Below are 17,087 nucleotides of genomic sequence, written 5' to 3'. Positions count from 1 at the left end.
ATCTCCTATGCAGTTTATTTTTTGTGCTGATCCGTTTGATATTCGCCAACCTGATTGTGACTATGTGACGGAGTGCGAGGCTGTGAAGAGCCTTGGGTTTCAGCCTGCTCTGATTGACTTTGAAGCATTAGTGAATGAACAGAACCCTGGGAAAGCAGTTCGCAAGGTGCCCGTACAGCCCACCGAACAAATGGGGCTCTATCGAGGCTGGATGCTAACACCCACTCAGTATCAGCAACTATTTGAGGCACTGGCACAGCGGGGAGTTCGGTTGCTGAATGACGCGACTGCTTACAAGCATTGTCATTATTTGCCAGAGTCTTACTCCATCATTGCGCCTTGCACACCCAAATCTGTGTGGCTAACGCTCAATGGAGAATTGGACATGGATATAGTCATGTCTTTACTGCGTGATTTTGGCGATCGCCCGCTTATCCTCAAAGACTTTGTGAAATCGAGGAAACATGAATGGCATGAGGCTTGCTACATTCCGCAAGCATCCGATAAAACCGTTGTGGAACGAGTCGTACGTCGGTTTCTGCAACTCCAAGAAACAGGGTTGAATGAAGGCTTAGTGTTTCGAGAATTTGTAGACTTTGAGCCTCTAACCACCCACTCCAAAAGTGGCATGCCGCTGACTCAAGAATTTCGTCTCTTTTTCTTGGATGCTGAACCAGTTTATGTGAACAAATATTGGGATGAAGGAAATTATGCAGAAATCTGTCCACCCATGACGCAATTCTGTGAAGTGGCTCAGGCCGTACAAAGTCGTTTCTTCACAATGGATGTAGCCAAGCGCCTAAATGGTGACTGGATGATTGTAGAACTCGGTGACGGTCAAGTTGCTGGATTACCAGATAGTGCTGATATTGCTGCGTTCTATCAGGCTCTCTCAGCTTTTTTGACTTGACGTGTATTACAATGTAGTGTAAACTGTATTATAATATTGATTAACTCAAAAACAAAAGCGATCGCGCTCGCCGTGCATTAGAGATGAGCGATCGCTAGATTTCTAATGTGTGTAAGGAGGTGAAAATCAATGAAATTAGCAAAAGCATTGATCCTCAGAGCCGATTGCCAAAGTAGATTTGATTCATGAGTTCGTGCACCGATTTGTCTAAATGAACCGCGATCGCCTAGTCAAAGTCAGCAAATACCTCAGCAAACATCTCCGTCATCAACCAGAACGCCTAAATTTGGCTCTCGGTGCGGGTGGTTGGGTTGCTGTCGATGAATTGCTCACAGCCTGCGCTCAGCATCAGTTCCCAATCAGTCGTGAGGAACTAGAAGCAGTCGTGGCGACAAGTGATAAGAAGCGCTTCTCTTTCGACTCCACAGGTGAGCTAATCCGGGCCAATCAGGGTCATAGTGTGGAAGTAGATCTGCAACTAGAGCCGCAGTTGCCGCCGGATATTTTGTATCACGGGACGGGCGATCGCGCAGTAGAGATGATTCTGCAATCAGGTCTGCACAAAATGTCTCGGCATCATGTTCACCTCTCCCAGGATGTGGAAACAGCTCGAAAAGTGGGTGCTAGACACGGTCGTCCGGTGGTGTTTGCGATCGATGCAGCGGCAATACATCAAGCAGGGTATCTCTTTTTCTGTGCGGAAAATGGCGTTTGGCTGGTGGATCATATTCCATCAGAGTACTTAACGATTTTGTAGACAGCTCCATTCAGGAGTCGATCATGCAACTCCAACGGTTTCAGGATGCCAAGCAATTTTATGAGCATAGCAAAGACTATTTGATCAGTTATGAAGCCGATCACAGCTTGCTGTTTGCCATTACTAACACTTTGGTACATCATCCCAAGCGTTATCCATTTCCGCTCTACTTGGCAACGGTAGAAGTAGATGATCAAGTTGTTGCCGTAGCAATGCGGACACCTCCGCGCAAGTTAGTGCTATCTAAGATGGCTGATTTGCAAGCTGCTGAACTAATTGCTCAAGACATCTACCAACACCAGAAGTCTTTGCCTGGAGTGCTGAGTTTAGTAGCGGAAGCGCAAGCTTTTGCCTCTGCCTGGGAGGCTTTGACACAGCAACCCTATAAAGTGTCCCTTAACCTGCGAGTGCATCAACTGCAAATAGTCCAGCCTGTCGCTCAAGCATCAGGGTATCTACGGCAGGCGACGGAGAGCGATCGCGACCTCTTGGTGCAATGGAACCATGACTTCCAGATGGAAGTATTCAGGACGCTGGAGGAAGATCCCGAGAAAATGACGGAACGCCAAATACAGCGAGGAGTGGCTTATCTCTGGCAAGACCAAGCTCCTGTTTCTCTAGCTTGTGGTCGTCCTTCAACCCCGCATGGCGCTACAATTGGCCCTGTTTACACCCCACCTGAACATCGAGGAAAAGGATATGCGACTGCCTGTGTCGCTGCCTTGAGTCAGCAACTCCTTGAGCAGGGATATCATTCCTGTTTCTTGTTCACAGATTTGGCAAATCCTACCTCTAATCACATCTATCAGATGATTGGCTATCAACCTGTGACAGACTGGCGAGATTACTCATTTGATGACCTCGCTTAGTTGCCGATCCCGCTCTCCCTGAAATCTTTGCTCTAGGCCTATTTAAGGAATAGCAAAGGGGACATCAAGACTCAACCACACCACTCCAATCATCATTCTCAACGGCTGCTTTTAATTTCTGCCGACGCTCCTCTTCTGACTCATTCGGTGTCTCCTGCAAATCTAATTCATGGCTGAGAGTGTTGTCCGCCATAGCCTTGCGTAACTTGAGCTTTTTATCCTCATAAGCCTGACGCTCTGCTGTTGACATACTCGCTTGTGCCACCTCACCAATTGTTTTCGCCCAAGTTCCACCTTCTGCTTGATTCCCAGGCGGAACCTGCTCCAGTACGGCAATCCATTCATCTCGCAGTGCTTCCATTGCCTGCCGCGTCGGAAACTTAAACGGCTGAACTCGTATAAAAGCACAGGTTTCCACGCCATGCTGAGAAATGTGTCCCTCTAGCGACTGCTGCACATCGCGAGAGTAGCCGATGTACTGGGTCTGACGATCAGCATCTAAAACGGCGTAGACTCCTGCTACCTTAACTCTGTGGGTGTGCGATCGCCAATTTTCGGCTGGAACCACTTCAGCCCCCTCAGTCACCAGTGGCAGAGATGTAGGGTCTGAGCCATGCTCATCATCAGAACTATAGAGAAAACCATGTAGTCCTTGGTGAGCGGCTGGAACGTTCTGGTCTTCAAGGGGGACGTTTTTTTCGGATTCCACAGGATCAGTCTCGGTTGAGTCACTTAAGCTTGACGAGAACGATCTTACTTCTATTTAGACTCAGGGTGCGGGCACGTTAATCTGTGGGCGGAACCTCTGTTAGTTGTGGTTGAGACAGTGTTTTCGGTCAATCAGTGAGACAATCTCAGGTCAGCAAGCTCTAAAAGCAGCACTGTTTCTGCTGATGGAGCGAGTTTCCCATCCTGAGAGGACAAAATGAGTACGACTAGGATATTTCCCAGTTCTCAATTTCTTCAGCCGACAGAGGACGAACCTATTCGCTCGGTCGTTACGGAATCTAAGGATGCTGTCGTCGTTGCCTGGTACATCAAACCAGGACAGACAATTCTCCCCCATGTCCATCCCAACGGACAGGATACTTGGACTATTTTGAGCGGCAGGGGAGAATATTATCTAGATCAAGGAGGCTCTACAAAACCTATTGTTGCAGGAGATGTAGTAGTCGCCCACTTAGGATGCGTCCACGGAGTATTTAACAACGGTGAGGAGCCATTAGTTTTTATTTCAGTTGTGTCGCCAGCCAATGCGGGGTATCACCTTGTCCCCTTAGAAGATGTTTAGGGGCGATCGCTAGCTACAAAGCACTTGTCACTTTTTTTACCAACAAAAGTAGCAAAGCTTCACATTAATATTAAGAGATATTGTGATTTGACTCCTTATATTGTGAAAGCAATTGCTTTCTTTAGGCGGTTATGTTAAACAACAAAGATAGGCTTTAGGCCAGCGTGTGTTCTAATTCGGTAAGTTCCTGTTTATACTCGCGTTTTAGAGGGTGCCACTAGCTACCAAAATGAACTAGCAAGGTAAATAGGTTGATAGATGCAACTCAAAGTTGAGTGGGAATACTAAACTCATCATCACAGGAGCCTTATGGCTCAGAGGCTCGGCATTTTAGTCGGGCTTTTTTTATGCTTAGCGAATCTCAAAATTGATCGCGCGACTAGAACGCAGAATGGTCAGACAGTAAGCTGTATGACTTTCTAGTAGGTTCACGGTAAGGTATGTTCTTTAATAACCCAGCATCCAGGCAGCAATTTTTGGGGAGATTGAGTAAAAATGCACCTGGAATGGGGACTCTAAAAAAGAACTTCTAAGGCTTAGGCAATGCTGAGATTCTTCTGTCTAACTGCTGTATTGGCTGCTGCTCTGTCGCCGTTGTTACCCCGTTTCTCAACTGCTGCGATCGCTCAGGAGTTAGATGGTTGTTACATGCTTAACCCTGCTGGCCGAGCAATCGATCTGTCCAAGCTTTGTGGAAATGCTTCTGGCAGCACTCCATCTTCTAATGGCACTCTAGCCACCTTTACCAGAACGAATACTTTACCTCCAGGGCAAGTTTTTCAAACCAGAATTCTCCGGCGTGAGGCTGGCACCCCCATCATTGGCGTCACCTTCAATGGCAACCAAACCTTTGAAATGATTGTAGACACGGGTGCTAGCGGGACAGTCATCACCCAGCGGATGGCTGCTATGCTGCGCTTAGTTCCAGTCGCTAAACTCAAGTTTGATACTGCCAGTGCTAAAGGCATTGAGTTACCGTTGGGTAAGGTTCACACGATGGAAGTCAATGGTGCAACCGCTCAAGGACTGCTAGTGGCGATCGCTGGCCCTCAGCTAGAAACAGGTTTACTCGGTCACGACTTTTTCGGCAAGTACGACATCACCATCAAGCGAGACGTAGTTGAGTTTCGAGTCCGGTAGAGCTTTGCAGATCTCCTGAATCCCTAATCCATAACATGAGAACTATCGTCTGTTTAGGTACAAGAAATCGCTAAGCCAAAGAAAAAAGCATTCAGTCAGCGGCTGAGACGTAAGCCCAAATGACTGAATGCTGCCGAAGTTAGGAGATTGAACGCTGACGAACACCAGCGACAAGATTTTAGAAAGTAAAGGCAGTTCAAACTGTGCCAATAACTACATCAGAGATACAGAACTGACCTGATCCATCGAATCGGCTGAGATCGGATTAGCTGAGATCAGATCGGCAGAGGTAGAGGCAGGTGCGATCGCTGGATGGAACAGATTTAGCTAGCGACGGAAGCCCCGCGCTGTACTTGAAAAGTCAGCGTCGGGATAGGGAGTCCGGCGATGAGGAGTCTCACCCCGAACGATGCCATAGGCGGGTGGAGTAGGTGAGCGACGAATCGCCAACCTATCGAGCAAATAAAAGGCTTGAAATCTTTTCATGGCAAGGATTCCAGGGTATAATACAGATGGTTTAACAACCCACCTGACCGCATCGAACAGACAGGCAAACTTCAAAGTAGAGGTTCGACTCTTGCCGCAGACAGATCGGTAGCTCAGGGAAGCTGTTTTCTCCAGCTGGTTGCCATGGCGTAAATCCAAGAGAAGCAAAAGCAAAAGTTATCAACCTGTGGAAGGCGGGTTGCTGCCTGGGTGGTAGGCAACTATCACGGGAGTCAGTGGGATGTGCTGCGAATGCAGGCATGACCAAAACCTCCAGAAGCTGCATCAGACCAATACTTTGCTTGCAAGGTGGAGGCAGCGGCTGTTGAAACAGGAAGCCCGTGCTGTATTGCTTGCAATCAGCGTCGGGTACTTCACATGCCTTGGTATTGGATGCGGTAGATTCGACCATTGGCTTCTTCGGTGACTAGCAAACTGCCATCAGGTAGCACCAACAGACCAACAGGCCGCCCCCAGGTGGTAGGCCCACTCGGATCTAGAAGGAATCCGGTTAAAAAGTCTTCGTAATGTCCTTCAGCACGGCCCTCGGCATTGAAGGGAACAAACACGACTTTGTAGCCTGTGCCTTGATTGCGGTTCCAAGAACCCCGAAACGCCACAAAAGCCCCATTGCGATACTTCTGAGGAAATGCGTTGCCGTCATAAAACTGCAAACCCAAAGCAGCAGAGTGAGCTTGAAACAGCACATCAGGCGTACGAGTTTGAGCGGCTAATTCTGGGCGATCGCTTTTCCCATTTGTGGCATGACGGGGATCAAGCAAATTGGGAGCGAGGTAAGTATAAGGCCAACCGTAAAATTCTCCTGATTGCACTTGAGTGAGATAGTCAGGCACTAAATCGTCCCCTAGCCCATCTCGCTCGTTTACCGTGGCATGCAGCGCCTTTGTCCCCGGGTGAAAATCCAGTCCTACAGGATTCCTAAGGCCATAAGCCCAGGTTTGTTGATTCGAGCCGTCTAAATTCATCACCTGCACAGAAGCACGAGGGAGTGGCTCCGTGTCCGCGTTGCTCTCCGAACCTACAGAGACATAAAGCTTTTGTTGATCAGGAGATACGACGACATTGCGCGTCCAATGTTGGTTGTAGCCTTCTCCAGGCAGTTGAGCAATGGGTTGACCTTGACCTGTGAGCTGCTCTTGACCCGGTTGATAAGGAAACCGCAGCACAGCATTGGTGTTACCCAGAAAGAAAGCGTCTTGAGTAAAGGCCATACCTAGTGGCAAAAACAAGCCATTGCTGGGTCCAGCAAAAGTCTTTTTGACATCAGCCACCCCGTCCCCATTACTGTCACGGAGCAAGCGAATGCGATTTTGCCGAGTTTCAGTCACCAGCACCTCTCCATTGGGGGTCAACGCCAGCCACCGGGGTCTATCGAGTCCTTCGGCGAACACATTCACTGTGAAACCTGCGGGAACGCGCAGCACTGGATTATTGGGAACGGGAATGACATCCGGGCTTTTAGAAGCGCTGTTGGTGGCGTAGGGCTGGGGTAAGTCTGCCACCGTTAAGCGAATCGGAGTGGGTGAAAGCGTTTCTGTAGGAACTAAATTCTTGGGAGGTTGAGCTTGCGTCGTTAATTGCTTCGGCGAAGTTGGAGCGGGGGTCGTGGGACCCTGGGCCGCTAGGGGTGAGTTGAGCTGCGATCGCTCTGGCAATGTCGTACCCACCTGGCTACAACCTGTGGCAGTGAGGAGGAGTAGCGTCAGTGATAACCAATGAGCAGAAGCTAGGGGCACAAGCTGAGGCACAGGCATGGTAGAACTCTAAATCCAGCAAAATCAAGATCAACAGAACCTTACCTTAGTAGGCTACAGAGGTAAAAAGCGAACCCTTACCCGCCTACTTCCTCAGGCTAACAATCAATCTTAGACATTGCAGAAGACGGGTCTCCAACCTCTACTCAACGATGCATTAAGAGCCTATGTCACCAAGCCGTAACTTATTTCCTGAGGCAGAAATGAAAGTAGGGTGATAGCAGGCGATCGCGGGTTAGCATTATAGTTGAGTTAAGAGACGGCAAGAGTGAACTTCCAGAAAGTCCTAAATCTTAAAAAATAAGACTCAATCTGGTTATTCGGTCTTGGCCTCTTGTATTACTGTGAATAGCTGCTTAAATAGCCTGACAGGATACCTAACCTCAGAAGCTGACCAGCTGACGAGTTCCTAACCCTAGCGCAAAGACAACTAAGACGAAACCGAAAAATCCATGAGCGATATTCAAAAGCAAATCGAACAAGAACGGGACCAAGCGCGTGCCGTTTGTGACACCAGCGGTAGCACTTCCGGCGAATGTGCTGCTGCTTGGGATGCGGTTGAAGAACTCCAAGCTGAAGCATCGCATCAACGTCAATCTAAGCAGAAGAACTCTTTGGAACAGTTTTGCGACGATAATCCAGATGCCGCTGAGTGCCGAGTCTACGATAACTAGACCCCTAAAACACTCGTGGTTGATTCCATAATCAAGACTGCGATCATTAAAACCATCTGAAAACTCAAACTCGTGTGACAGGGTTTGAGTTTTTTCATGGCAAAATTCTGCCCCTAGCTATCCGATTTTGCCGTCAAAGTACAGTCAATCATTCGCCAAGCACTCCGAAACTGGCGGAACAACTCCTGACTCGCCGTAGTTAAGTCTCCATCCGAGGCGATCGCTCCTCCCTGAATCACCCTGCCGCCATCGGTTTGGAAGTTTAGTCTCAGCTCTCCATTCTCATCTTTATCAATGATGAGACGGCCCTGAGCGATCACCTGCCCCGCTTGACTGGAAATAGCACAACGCATTATCAAGTACTTCCAAATAATTCTTTTACTGCTTTAAGTGGCATAAGCCTCAAATTCAGCAAACTGAGGCTTATCTTCTCATAATTCTTGACTTTATCAAAACGTTCGAAGTGAAGAAATTACGATTCTACGGCAAGTGCAGCTTTATTCAAGCTCTGATACCAACACAGCCAATACTGAGAAATTGATGTAGAGATATCACGATTCAAATTATTTGTTAATAAAAGTTGCAGTTACTTGACTGGGTTGCTAGATTATGCACAGAACTACTGAGCTGCCGATCGGGCGCTGGCATCAATGAACCATCAGTCACTCTCAGAACTCACCCTTTTTGTCACTCAATTAAGGCAAGGAATTTGGTTCTTGGGCATTCCATCTTGGCTATTTGGTTTCGTTGATCGCAGCGTTGCCTCCTGGGCAGATCAGTCCTTGTCTGCCGGGGATTTAATTCAAGTATTCACGGCAGCATTTTTCTTGGTCAGTTGGCTATTGCTGAAACCAACTGCCAAGCTACTTCCCTAAGTTCTCTCGACGCATGGTGAGGAGTACTATGACTAGACAAATGTGCTGGCTACCCGTGGGGCAAAAGGATGACGAAAAGTTGCTGCACTTACGCATGCAGCCGCATCAACCTTGGCAACCTTACCAATCTTTTCCTCAATATGCCGTGCCCGACTATCAAGTTCCAGGGGGTTCCAAGGGTTGGGCAACTTATCAAAGATTACTAAGAGAAGGTTGGACTTTAGTCTCCACAGCGACGGCTCAATCACAACTTGTGGCCCATCGCCAACCCAGTCAACCTAGTCATAGATACTAGCTTTATAGATAAAACCGAAGCTAGGTTTGAGGCTCTAAAAAGCTGTAAAGAATCTCGTCTGGATCGTCGTACATGTCGTCATCATCATCATCTGCGACAGTTAGCACCTCAGGCTGGATGTGATTCGCCGCACTTTGGGGTTGAGCAGAGTTAGGTGGGAATTGCCCAACGGAAATTGCTGACCTCAGAGTTGGAGTAGATAGCTGAGGAGTGGCGATCGCCTGCTTTAGGGCTGCCACTTGCTCGTTGAGATAGGTCACTTTGGCTTCTAGACTCGCAATTCGCCCTATGGAACTATCTACGGCTGGTAGCTGGTTGGGGAGGGGGATGGAGCGAAAATGGGCTTCCAAAATTTCAACGATGGCTGCTTTTAGCGATCGCTTGCCTCGACTCGCTTTGTAGGCGTTAAGATGCTGTCTTAATTCGGGCGATAGCTTAACGGAAACTTGATGCTTATCTTTTGCCATTGCTGCTCAAATAATGGGCGGGTAATACGATCGTAGCGCTGGAGAAGACAATCTCAATACAACTACCTCTTTGGGATGTAACATTGCTGTCAACTTCCGGCTGCTTCCTCACTTAGGAGAGAAGGCAAGTAGAGACATTTTCGCTTTCATTAAGTAAAGAAGCAGCAAGAGCTTGAGGAGTTGGGCAGTGTTAACTGATCACGAGCATGTACGGACCGAACAAAACAGAATTAGACGTAAGGATCTCATCCGGAGTTTGACGATTGGTATCTTACTGGGGATAGTAGGCGGTCTGCCTATTGGCTGGTTTGCTCACCGAGTTTACTTCCAGCAACGAACGGCACAAGTTTTACTCTGTCGTCAAAATCATATTGGGCAGCCAGAAGTTGAGCTGAAGTCACTTTGCGGCTCAGTCTATTAACTCAGTTGATATAGCAATCCCATAGGGTTGTGAGGGGTACCTCCAGAAACGTGTCTCTCACAAACCACCAACCCTATTTAATTGGATACAGCCGTTCGCCTGTAGCAGCGTCAAATATAAATAGTTGAGCGAAGTCAATTTGCAGACCCAAGTGATCGCCTGGGCACACCCGAACCTCTGGACTAACCTGCAAGTTGATCACTGAATTCGCTGCATTAGCTGAGCTTGCGGGTAGAGCAGCTCGAATCAAGATTTCTCGTCCCAGGGGTTCAACAACACTAACTTCAACGGTTAAGTGTGAGTCTTGTAGGTCAGACACAACACGCAAATACTCTGGCCGAATACCGAGATCAACTGCTTGACCTAGCTGGAGAGAAATTTGGGTTGCGATCGCTGAAGGACAAGCAAAAGATTGGTCTGTCAGGTGAAACGCTGCATCCTCATAGGTGGCAGAAATAATATTCATGGGCGGATTGCCCAAAAACGTCGCTACCATCCGATTAGCAGGACGAGCATAAATAGTTTGGGGAGCGCCAATCTGTTGAATGTGGCCTTGCTTCAGCACTACAATCTGGTCCGCCAGGGTCATAGCCTCCACTTGGTCATGGGTGACATAAATGGTAGTGATACCCAAGCGTTGGTGCAGTTGCTTTAGTTCAGCCCGCGTATCATCGCGCAATTGAGCATCCAAGTTAGAAAGCGGCTCATCTAGGAGAAAAACTTGCGGCTTGCGAGCGATCGCCCGTCCTAACGCCACCCGTTGCTGTTGACCGCCAGAGAGTTGCTTCGGTTTGCGATCGAGCAAATGGGCAATATCGAGCGATCGCGCCACCGATTTCACTCGTTCCTGGATGGTTTGCAAGTCAGTTTTTCGCATCTTCAAGCCAAAGGCCAAATTTTCCGCCACGCTCATGTGGGGGTATAAGGCATAGTTCTGAAACACCATCGCCACATCGCGTTGACGTGCGGGCACTTGATTCACCAGTCGCTCGCCAATGTAGAGATTGCCTGAAGTGGCTGTTTCTAACCCTGCGATCGTGCGTAGAATCGTAGACTTGCCACAACCTGATGGCCCTACCATCACCCAGAACTCGCCATCTGGCACCTCAAAGGTGATGTCTGCGATCGCGACTGCCTCTTTAAATTGGCGGGTGATTTCCTCTAGTCGAACCTTTGCCATTGTTTGCCCAACTTGTCCCTGCGACTTGCCCCACTGCGATCGCACTTTAGCTCAAAATCTACTTGGGTTCCGGAGATTGATAGGAGTTACGTTGGGCGATCGCTCAACTTGCCAAGACATTTCTCCGGTAATTTCCCCTCCGGAGGTGTGGCTTTCCCCTATACCTCATACCTCAATAAAACTTTCATGCCTTGGTCAAGTAAGCTAGAATTTATTAAGTCTTCTTTACAGGAAGATTTAAGCTTCTTGCGGGAAAACTTAATTCAAGAAGCCTTGACTTTTCTCTAGAATCCTAGCTCTTTATTCCTTAACGCTGGAACTTTTCTATGTCTCTCCCCATCCGCAATGTCGCCATCATTGCCCACGTTGACCACGGCAAAACTACTCTTGTCGATGCACTGCTCAAACAAGCTGGCACATTCCGTGAAGGAGAAGAGGTTCCGGATTGCGTCATGGACTCCAACGATTTGGAGCGAGAGCGCGGCATTACTATTTTGTCGAAGAACACTGCGGTTCGCTACAAAGAAACCCTAATTAATATTGTTGACACCCCTGGTCACGCAGATTTCGGTGGTGAAGTCGAGCGTGTCCTAGGCATGGTGGATGGCTGTCTGCTGATTGTAGACGCCAACGAAGGCCCCATGCCACAAACTCGTTTCGTACTGAAGAAAGCTCTGGAAAAGGGTTTGCGTCCCATCGTATTGGTCAACAAAATCGACCGTCCTCGTGCTGACCCCCACACCGCAGTTGATAAGGTCTTGGATCTGTTCCTAGAACTCGGTGCTGACGACGATCAGTGCGATTTCCCTTACCTGTTTGCTTCGGGTCTGGAAGGCTACGCCAAAGAAACTCTAGAAGAAGAAGGCGTAGATATGCAGCCTCTCTTCAATGCCTTCCTACGTCACGTCCCCCCACCTGTGGGCGATCCTAGCAAGTCACTGCAATTGCAGGTCACCACGCTGGACTACTCTGAGTACGTAGGTCGGATTGTGATTGGCAAAATTCACAACGGTACGATTCGCGTTGGGCAGCAAGCAGCATTGGTAACTGAGACGGGTGAAATTGTTAAAGCCAAGATCAGCAAGCTGATGGGCTTTGATGGCCTAAAACGGGTTGATATTGCAGAAGCGACCGCAGGCAACCTTGTGGCAGTGGCTGGCTTTGCCAATGCCAACATTGGTGAAACCATTACTTGCCCCAACGAGCCTCAAGCGCTGCCTTTGATTAAGGTGGATGAACCAACCTTACAGATGACCTTCTCGGTAAACGACTCGCCGTTTGCGGGCCAAGAAGGTAATTTCGTCACATCTCGTCAGGTGCGCGATCGCTTGATGCGAGAACTAGAAACCAACGTAGCTCTACGGGTTGAAGAAACCGATTCTCCCGATCGCTTCCTGGTTTCGGGTCGGGGTGAATTGCACCTGGGCATCTTGATCGAAACCATGCGCCGGGAAGGCTATGAGTTCCAAGTATCTCAGCCGCAGGTCATCTACCGCGAAGTCAGCGGTCAACCTTGCGAGCCGTTTGAGAATTTAGTTCTCGATGTGCCCGAAGAAGCAGTCGGTAGCTGTATCGAGCGTTTGGGTCAGCGTCGCGCTGAAATGCAAAACATGATGGTCAGCCCCAACGGTCGGACTCAGCTGGAGTTCGTAGTTCCGGCGCGTGGTCTGGTGGGCTTCCGGGGTGAGTTTATGCGGCTGACTCGTGGCGAAGGCATCATGAACCATAGCTTCCTCGATTACCGTCCTTTGGGTGGTGATATTGAGGCCCGCCGCAATGGTGTGCTGATTGCGTTTGAAGAAGGAACCGCTACCTTCTACGCTATGAAGAACGCTGAAGATCGGGGTGCTTTCTTCATCACGCCAGGTACCAAGGTGTACAAGGGCATGATTGTGGGTGAGCACAACCGCCAGCAAGACCTAGAACTCAATATCTGTAAAAGTAAGCAGCTGACCAACCACCGAGCTTCCGGGGGTGAGGAACTAGTACAATTGCAAGCTCCGATTGATATGAGCCTAGAGCGGGCATTGGAGTATATCGGTCCCGATGAGTTGGTGGAAGTTACCCCCCAATCCATTCGTCTCCGCAAAGTCACCAAGAAACTAGCCAAGCGTTAAGGTATCAATCATTGTTAGTTTCAAAAGAGGCGTGCAGTTAGCTGTGCGCCTTTTTTAGTGGGAGCTATCAGTTGTAAAAATCCTCAAGGGGCAACATGCCTGGAGGGGTTGACATCCATAAATCTATATAAACGGCTTAACTACGGCTTACTAGATTAAGTGTTTTCCCGGTGATTTTAAGAACTAAGTTAGTGGATTCTATAGGCACAGGCAAAAACGCGACTGACTTTTAACTGTGCAGTCACCAAGAATTACGCTGAGCAGCACCCTAGTTCATTACCAAGGAAAGGAAAAGCCAATCTATGAGAGACAAGCTTAGAGAGCTTATTGGGCAGCCAAACGTTTGGCTCTGTCTCGGCGGTACGAATACTTGGATCAAAAACGTCCAAATTCTTGATGTGACGAATAAAACGGTGACGTTCCGATATGAGGACGAAACTGAGAGAGAAAAGAGACTTTGGGAAAAGACAACTCGAATCAAAAATATTACTGAAGTAGAAGTCAAACTTGTGGCGTATCCCAAAGACAGCCAAAGAGTGGCTCACATCAGAGGTAAGCTCTCCAATCTCTTAGAGCAAGAGATAGAGCAGGAATAACTGAAAGTAGCATTTTAGGTAGGACTGGGCAGTGGGACATCGCCGCCTAAGCCAATGCTTACCTCTCTGAATCTCGTCTCAAGGTGTGTTATCTACCTTGCGATCGCGTTACTACAGCTTTTCATTAAAACGATCAAAAACAAAAAAGTCGAGGGTTATTAAACTCACCTCGACTTTTTTGTGCGTTGAGGAAAGTGCCAGGAGCCACCGATCGCACCAAATAATGCAGTGTGTACACTCCACAAATCTTCACGGGTCTAAGTCGTAGAAAACGATTTGAGTTGCCACCGCTTCTGGTGTGGGAGGTGGAGCACTAGCCGATGTTTGGAGTGGCTGGGGTGAAGCTACCGCAGCGGCTGGTTTCTGATATTGCTGTTGATGCAGGGCGATCGCTCTGGCAATGGCTTGCTGCCGCCGTTCTTGGTCACGAGAAATGCTATAGACATTGTTGCCGAGACCAGGGGCATTCCACTGACCTGTATCTGGGTTCAGAAACGATCGCGTCCTAGCCCACAAGACTGCATCTGAACCCCGCAAGCCCATTTTGTGAGCAGCCTCTAGCCAGTCGATATAGCCGCCGCGATCGAGAGCTGCTAAGGGAGCTTGATTCGCTAAATCGATTGCATTCAGTTCCTCTTCCAGGTTTAACTGCATGCCTTTGGCGGCGGCTTGCTGTCGCACCATTGTGGCTTGCTTGGCTAATCGTTTGAGCTGCTTCTCATCCGCTGCTTCCGGAGAGGGGGCACCATGCTGGTAAGAAAAAGAGCCGAGATTCCAGACACCGTTGCCTGGATCTACATGTCCGTAGTAAGCCCTGGTGCGATCGCCCATCGGGGTTCTGGTACCCTCAGCACTACCCACAGCTTTGGCAACCAATGAGTTGACACCTCCCTCAAACAAATCAGCGGGTGCAGCTGGCACTGGTTCAGAATCAGTGGCTGCGATCGCAGAGGTAGTCCTAGGGGAACTGGGGTTGGTGGTAGCTGGGTTGGGCGGGGCTGGGGTTTCTACAGCGGGTGGGGCTAGGGCAAAATCCAGCTCACTTTCTCCAATTTCTGTCGCAGGTTCTAAGGCAGTAGAGGGGGACGTAGGAGCCTGACTTAAACCCTGAGCCATTGCAGTGGCCGCCAAATGTTGTTCAGAGGAGAGACTAAAGTCTAAGCCGACATCATCTGCTTGTGCAGCCTGAGCTGTGCCCAGCGTGACCACAAGCAAGCTAGCGGCAACAAAATGATGCTGTTTCATGGTTATCTGGTTTGATGCTGTTTAAGAGTGCGCTCCAAAATGCTTCGAGAAGGTTCGACAAAAGCCCAAGTGCCATTGGGTTGTTTTCGCAGCGCGGCAAACTGTAAGTAGGTACCCGCTCCAATGACATCCCCTCGGCGCACATCGCCTACCTGGGGTTGCTTCAGGCCACAAAGTCGAAATAGGTAAGCTGGCACCTCATCACTAGAAAACAAAACACAGTTACCTTGGTACGGCTGCACCGACCCAGTAAACGGCGCAAACACGGCTTTACCCCCTAAAAAAATGGAAATATCGCCCAGACCTCCGGCAACTTGATAACCCGCGATCGCGCTACCCGGTTGGAGTTCCCAGGTTTGAGCCAATTGGATTTTCTGAGGGGTTAATTCTGTGGTTTTCTGACGAGAGCAACCGAAGCGCAGCAGGGCCAAGATGGCGATCGCCACAGCCAACCTAACGAAAACTAAACCGATACCCCGCATACTCATCGCCCTCATACAAAATCACTAACCAAGTCTGGGGGTCAAACTCTAAGGGATAAGCTTCTCGCTCGGCCTTGACACCAGCGCGGACTTCTAATTTCGGTAACTTGCAGTAAGGGGCTTTCAAAATCCCCTGTACTTTGCTTTTGCGATCGCGCTCTGGAATCGTGAGAAGTTTGGCTAATTGTTCTCTAGAGAGCGTGGACTTGGATTGCACAATTTCTTGGCAAACTTCGCCATGATTTTTGGCTTTGACAACTCCATGCAAATCCAGGAATAGACTCAAAACTGCGACAACCAGTCCACTCACGAGCAACGGTTTGAAGAGGGATTTCAAATCTAGCCTCTGAAAGCGATCGCGTTTCATCTGTCCTTCGCCCCTGGTAATGCTTCGACTCTAGAACCTAGCTCCATCCTCACCACCACACCTGCCCTACTGCCCCAGATATTGCAAAGATTCCAGGCATTAGAGCCGCCCTCCCAACCACAAACCCGCTACGACCAATAGCAACCGATAGGCCCAAGGAACGCCAGTGGCTGAATTGAACACAGCTTGGTACGTGGTGAGTAGAGCCACTACAGTAATGAGCAGCATTACAGGTGGCCAAAAGACGGGATAAGCCTGAATCAGGGTTTGTAAACCTATGCGAGCTGCTGCTGCGATCGCCACCCAAATAGCAGCATCACTTAGGATGGCCGACATACCCACGGGTAGCTGAACTCCAGCCCTGAACCAGCGACGCACTTGCCGCAGCCAACGGTGAGCGTTCCACCGGAACTGAGAGTTTCGCAGAGTCCGGGTTGGATGACTACGAAGACGGAGGCGAGTTGGACTTTTTTTCCGCTGCTTCAGTCGCCGTAATAGTTGAGCCGTTGAGGTAGCGTTCTGCTTGGCTTGGGCTAGATCCGCCGTCCCACTCGCCTGCTCAGAAACCGCTTGGGCTAGAGGGACTGCGTTGCTCAGCTCTGGGTTTAGGGTTCCAGAAGGCTCCGAGTAGTTTTCTTTAGTCATGGTTTTAAGCTGTGCCATCGCTGCTCTCAGTTCGGCAGATAACTGCTCAACCCGAACCGCTTGCGCTTCAATTCGCTGAGCTATATCTGCTGACAAGGCAGAATCTCCACTCGACAACTTGGGCTTAATGCGTGGGCGATGCAGCGGACGCGGGGGCGTTACAGTTGAGGGAGGCATTTCTGCCAGAGGTGGCAAAGATTCAACAGTTTGACTATAAGATTTTTCGATCGCAGTAGCTCGGCTGACTGCATGAGCTAGCTGAATCATGCGATTAGCGGGGAACGATGCAGATTGCTTCAGTTGACTGCGTCCGGTCCAGGTTCTGTTTCTTCGAGTTGGAGCAGGTTCTTTCATGGCACTGGGGGTAGCTAACTTCGACGCTCTAGGGTGAATCACCTTAATAGTACAAAAGTACTATTAAATAACAGGACTATACTATAAAACTTGCAACAATGTCAGCCGTATTCCGAGGCGATCGCTTTTTACAGCAGTTAG

Annotated in this window: 22 protein-coding genes; 12 read left to right on the top strand and 10 right to left on the bottom strand. The window is 49.1% G+C overall.

Annotation, left to right across the window (positions count from 1 at the left end):
• Positions 1-7 precede the first annotated feature (7 nt).
• The 3 genes from KME12_10760 (at position 8) to KME12_10750 (ending at position 2,536) form a co-directional block, all read left to right on the top strand.
• Positions 8-910: an ATP-grasp domain-containing protein gene (locus KME12_10760; GenBank protein ID MBW4488257.1), complete on the top strand. Its 903-nt coding sequence runs from the start codon at positions 8-10 to the stop codon at positions 908-910.
• Between the two features lie 211 nt (positions 911-1,121).
• A complete protein-coding gene (locus KME12_10755) occupies positions 1,122-1,667 on the top strand; it encodes an RNA 2'-phosphotransferase (GenBank protein MBW4488256.1) in 546 nt (181 codons plus the stop codon).
• A gap of 23 nt (positions 1,668-1,690) precedes the next feature.
• Positions 1,691-2,536, top strand: a complete 846-nt coding sequence (locus tag KME12_10750) for a GNAT family N-acetyltransferase (protein ID MBW4488255.1) — start codon at positions 1,691-1,693, stop codon at positions 2,534-2,536.
• Between the two features lie 64 nt (positions 2,537-2,600).
• Here the strand turns inward: KME12_10750 and KME12_10745 are convergent, their stop codons facing one another.
• The gene (locus KME12_10745) at positions 2,601-3,245 is read right to left on the bottom strand and encodes a GIY-YIG nuclease family protein (protein MBW4488254.1); all 645 of its coding nucleotides are present in this window, start codon (positions 3,243-3,245) and stop codon (positions 2,601-2,603) included.
• Between the two features lie 216 nt (positions 3,246-3,461).
• Here KME12_10745 and KME12_10740 point away from each other — a divergent pair, with 216 nt between their 5' ends.
• Both KME12_10740 and KME12_10735 read left to right on the top strand, forming a co-directional pair.
• Positions 3,462-3,827 carry a cupin domain-containing protein gene (locus KME12_10740; protein MBW4488253.1) on the top strand — a complete coding sequence of 122 codons (366 nt, stop codon included), beginning with the start codon at positions 3,462-3,464 and terminating at the stop codon, positions 3,825-3,827.
• A 543-nt stretch (positions 3,828-4,370) separates the two neighbouring features.
• Positions 4,371-4,967 (top strand): retroviral-like aspartic protease family protein, encoded by a 597-nt coding sequence (locus KME12_10735; GenBank protein ID MBW4488252.1) that lies wholly within the window; start codon positions 4,371-4,373, stop codon positions 4,965-4,967.
• A gap of 327 nt (positions 4,968-5,294) precedes the next feature.
• On the opposite strand, the gene KME12_10730 is transcribed toward KME12_10735, so the two are convergent.
• Entirely contained in the window at positions 5,295-5,453 is a 159-nt protein-coding gene (locus KME12_10730) for a hypothetical protein (protein ID MBW4488251.1), read from the bottom strand.
• A gap of 374 nt (positions 5,454-5,827) precedes the next feature.
• Positions 5,828-7,228 (bottom strand): PQQ-dependent sugar dehydrogenase, encoded by a 1,401-nt coding sequence (locus KME12_10725; protein ID MBW4488250.1) that lies wholly within the window; start codon positions 7,226-7,228, stop codon positions 5,828-5,830.
• 452 nt (positions 7,229-7,680) lie between these two features.
• On the opposite strand from KME12_10725, the gene KME12_10720 reads away from it, so the two are divergent.
• Positions 7,681-7,902 carry a Calvin cycle protein CP12 gene (locus KME12_10720; protein MBW4488249.1) on the top strand — a complete coding sequence of 74 codons (222 nt, stop codon included), beginning with the start codon at positions 7,681-7,683 and terminating at the stop codon, positions 7,900-7,902.
• A gap of 113 nt (positions 7,903-8,015) precedes the next feature.
• On the opposite strand, the gene KME12_10715 is transcribed toward KME12_10720, so the two are convergent.
• Complete coding sequence (locus KME12_10715) at positions 8,016-8,255, bottom strand: hypothetical protein (GenBank protein ID MBW4488248.1); 240 nt, start codon at positions 8,253-8,255, stop codon at positions 8,016-8,018.
• A 297-nt stretch (positions 8,256-8,552) separates the two neighbouring features.
• Between KME12_10715 and KME12_10710 the strand changes: the two genes are divergently transcribed.
• Positions 8,553-8,777 carry a hypothetical protein gene (locus tag KME12_10710; protein MBW4488247.1) on the top strand — a complete coding sequence of 75 codons (225 nt, stop codon included), beginning with the start codon at positions 8,553-8,555 and terminating at the stop codon, positions 8,775-8,777.
• Between the two features lie 28 nt (positions 8,778-8,805).
• On the top strand, positions 8,806-9,072 hold the full coding sequence (locus tag KME12_10705; GenBank protein MBW4488246.1) for a hypothetical protein: 267 nt from the start codon (positions 8,806-8,808) through the stop codon (positions 9,070-9,072).
• A gap of 20 nt (positions 9,073-9,092) precedes the next feature.
• Here the strand turns inward: KME12_10705 and KME12_10700 are convergent, their stop codons facing one another.
• The gene (locus KME12_10700) at positions 9,093-9,539 is read right to left on the bottom strand and encodes a hypothetical protein (protein ID MBW4488245.1); all 447 of its coding nucleotides are present in this window, start codon (positions 9,537-9,539) and stop codon (positions 9,093-9,095) included.
• A gap of 187 nt (positions 9,540-9,726) precedes the next feature.
• On the opposite strand from KME12_10700, the gene KME12_10695 reads away from it, so the two are divergent.
• A complete protein-coding gene (locus tag KME12_10695) occupies positions 9,727-9,960 on the top strand; it encodes a hypothetical protein (GenBank protein ID MBW4488244.1) in 234 nt (77 codons plus the stop codon).
• Between the two features lie 73 nt (positions 9,961-10,033).
• On the opposite strand, the gene ugpC is transcribed toward KME12_10695, so the two are convergent.
• Complete coding sequence (gene ugpC, locus KME12_10690) at positions 10,034-11,140, bottom strand: sn-glycerol-3-phosphate ABC transporter ATP-binding protein UgpC (GenBank protein MBW4488243.1); 1,107 nt, start codon at positions 11,138-11,140, stop codon at positions 10,034-10,036.
• Positions 11,141-11,143: 3 nt separating this feature from the next.
• On the opposite strand from ugpC, the gene KME12_10685 reads away from it, so the two are divergent.
• The 3 genes from KME12_10685 to KME12_10675 all read left to right on the top strand — a co-directional run bounded on the left by KME12_10685 (position 11,144) and on the right by KME12_10675 (position 13,853).
• Positions 11,144-11,428, top strand: a complete 285-nt coding sequence (locus KME12_10685) for a hypothetical protein (GenBank protein ID MBW4488242.1) — start codon at positions 11,144-11,146, stop codon at positions 11,426-11,428.
• Between the two features lie 38 nt (positions 11,429-11,466).
• Entirely contained in the window at positions 11,467-13,257 is a 1,791-nt protein-coding gene (typA, locus tag KME12_10680; protein MBW4488241.1) for a translational GTPase TypA, read from the top strand.
• Between the two features lie 302 nt (positions 13,258-13,559).
• Positions 13,560-13,853, top strand: a complete 294-nt coding sequence (locus KME12_10675; protein ID MBW4488240.1) for a hypothetical protein — start codon at positions 13,560-13,562, stop codon at positions 13,851-13,853.
• A 249-nt stretch (positions 13,854-14,102) separates the two neighbouring features.
• Here KME12_10675 and KME12_10670 read toward each other — a convergent pair whose 3' ends face one another.
• The 4 genes from KME12_10670 to KME12_10655 all read right to left on the bottom strand — a co-directional run bounded on the left by KME12_10670 (position 14,103) and on the right by KME12_10655 (position 16,946).
• Positions 14,103-15,098 (bottom strand): hypothetical protein, encoded by a 996-nt coding sequence (locus tag KME12_10670; GenBank protein ID MBW4488239.1) that lies wholly within the window; start codon positions 15,096-15,098, stop codon positions 14,103-14,105.
• 2 nt (positions 15,099-15,100) lie between these two features.
• Positions 15,101-15,532, bottom strand: a complete 432-nt coding sequence (locus KME12_10665; GenBank protein ID MBW4488238.1) for a hypothetical protein — start codon at positions 15,530-15,532, stop codon at positions 15,101-15,103.
• Positions 15,533-15,551: 19 nt separating this feature from the next.
• Positions 15,552-15,947 (bottom strand): hypothetical protein, encoded by a 396-nt coding sequence (locus KME12_10660; GenBank protein MBW4488237.1) that lies wholly within the window; start codon positions 15,945-15,947, stop codon positions 15,552-15,554.
• A gap of 99 nt (positions 15,948-16,046) precedes the next feature.
• Positions 16,047-16,946 (bottom strand): hypothetical protein, encoded by a 900-nt coding sequence (locus KME12_10655; protein MBW4488236.1) that lies wholly within the window; start codon positions 16,944-16,946, stop codon positions 16,047-16,049.
• Positions 16,947-17,087: the final 141 nt, after the last annotated feature.

The sequence above is a fragment of the Trichocoleus desertorum ATA4-8-CV12 genome (genome assembly GCA_019358975.1).
In the GTDB taxonomy this organism is placed as follows: Bacteria; Cyanobacteriota; Cyanobacteriia; order FACHB-46; family FACHB-46; genus Trichocoleus; species Trichocoleus desertorum_A.
The sequence above is the reverse complement of the archived record's forward strand: the minus strand, read 5'-3'. Positions and strand labels throughout refer to the sequence as shown.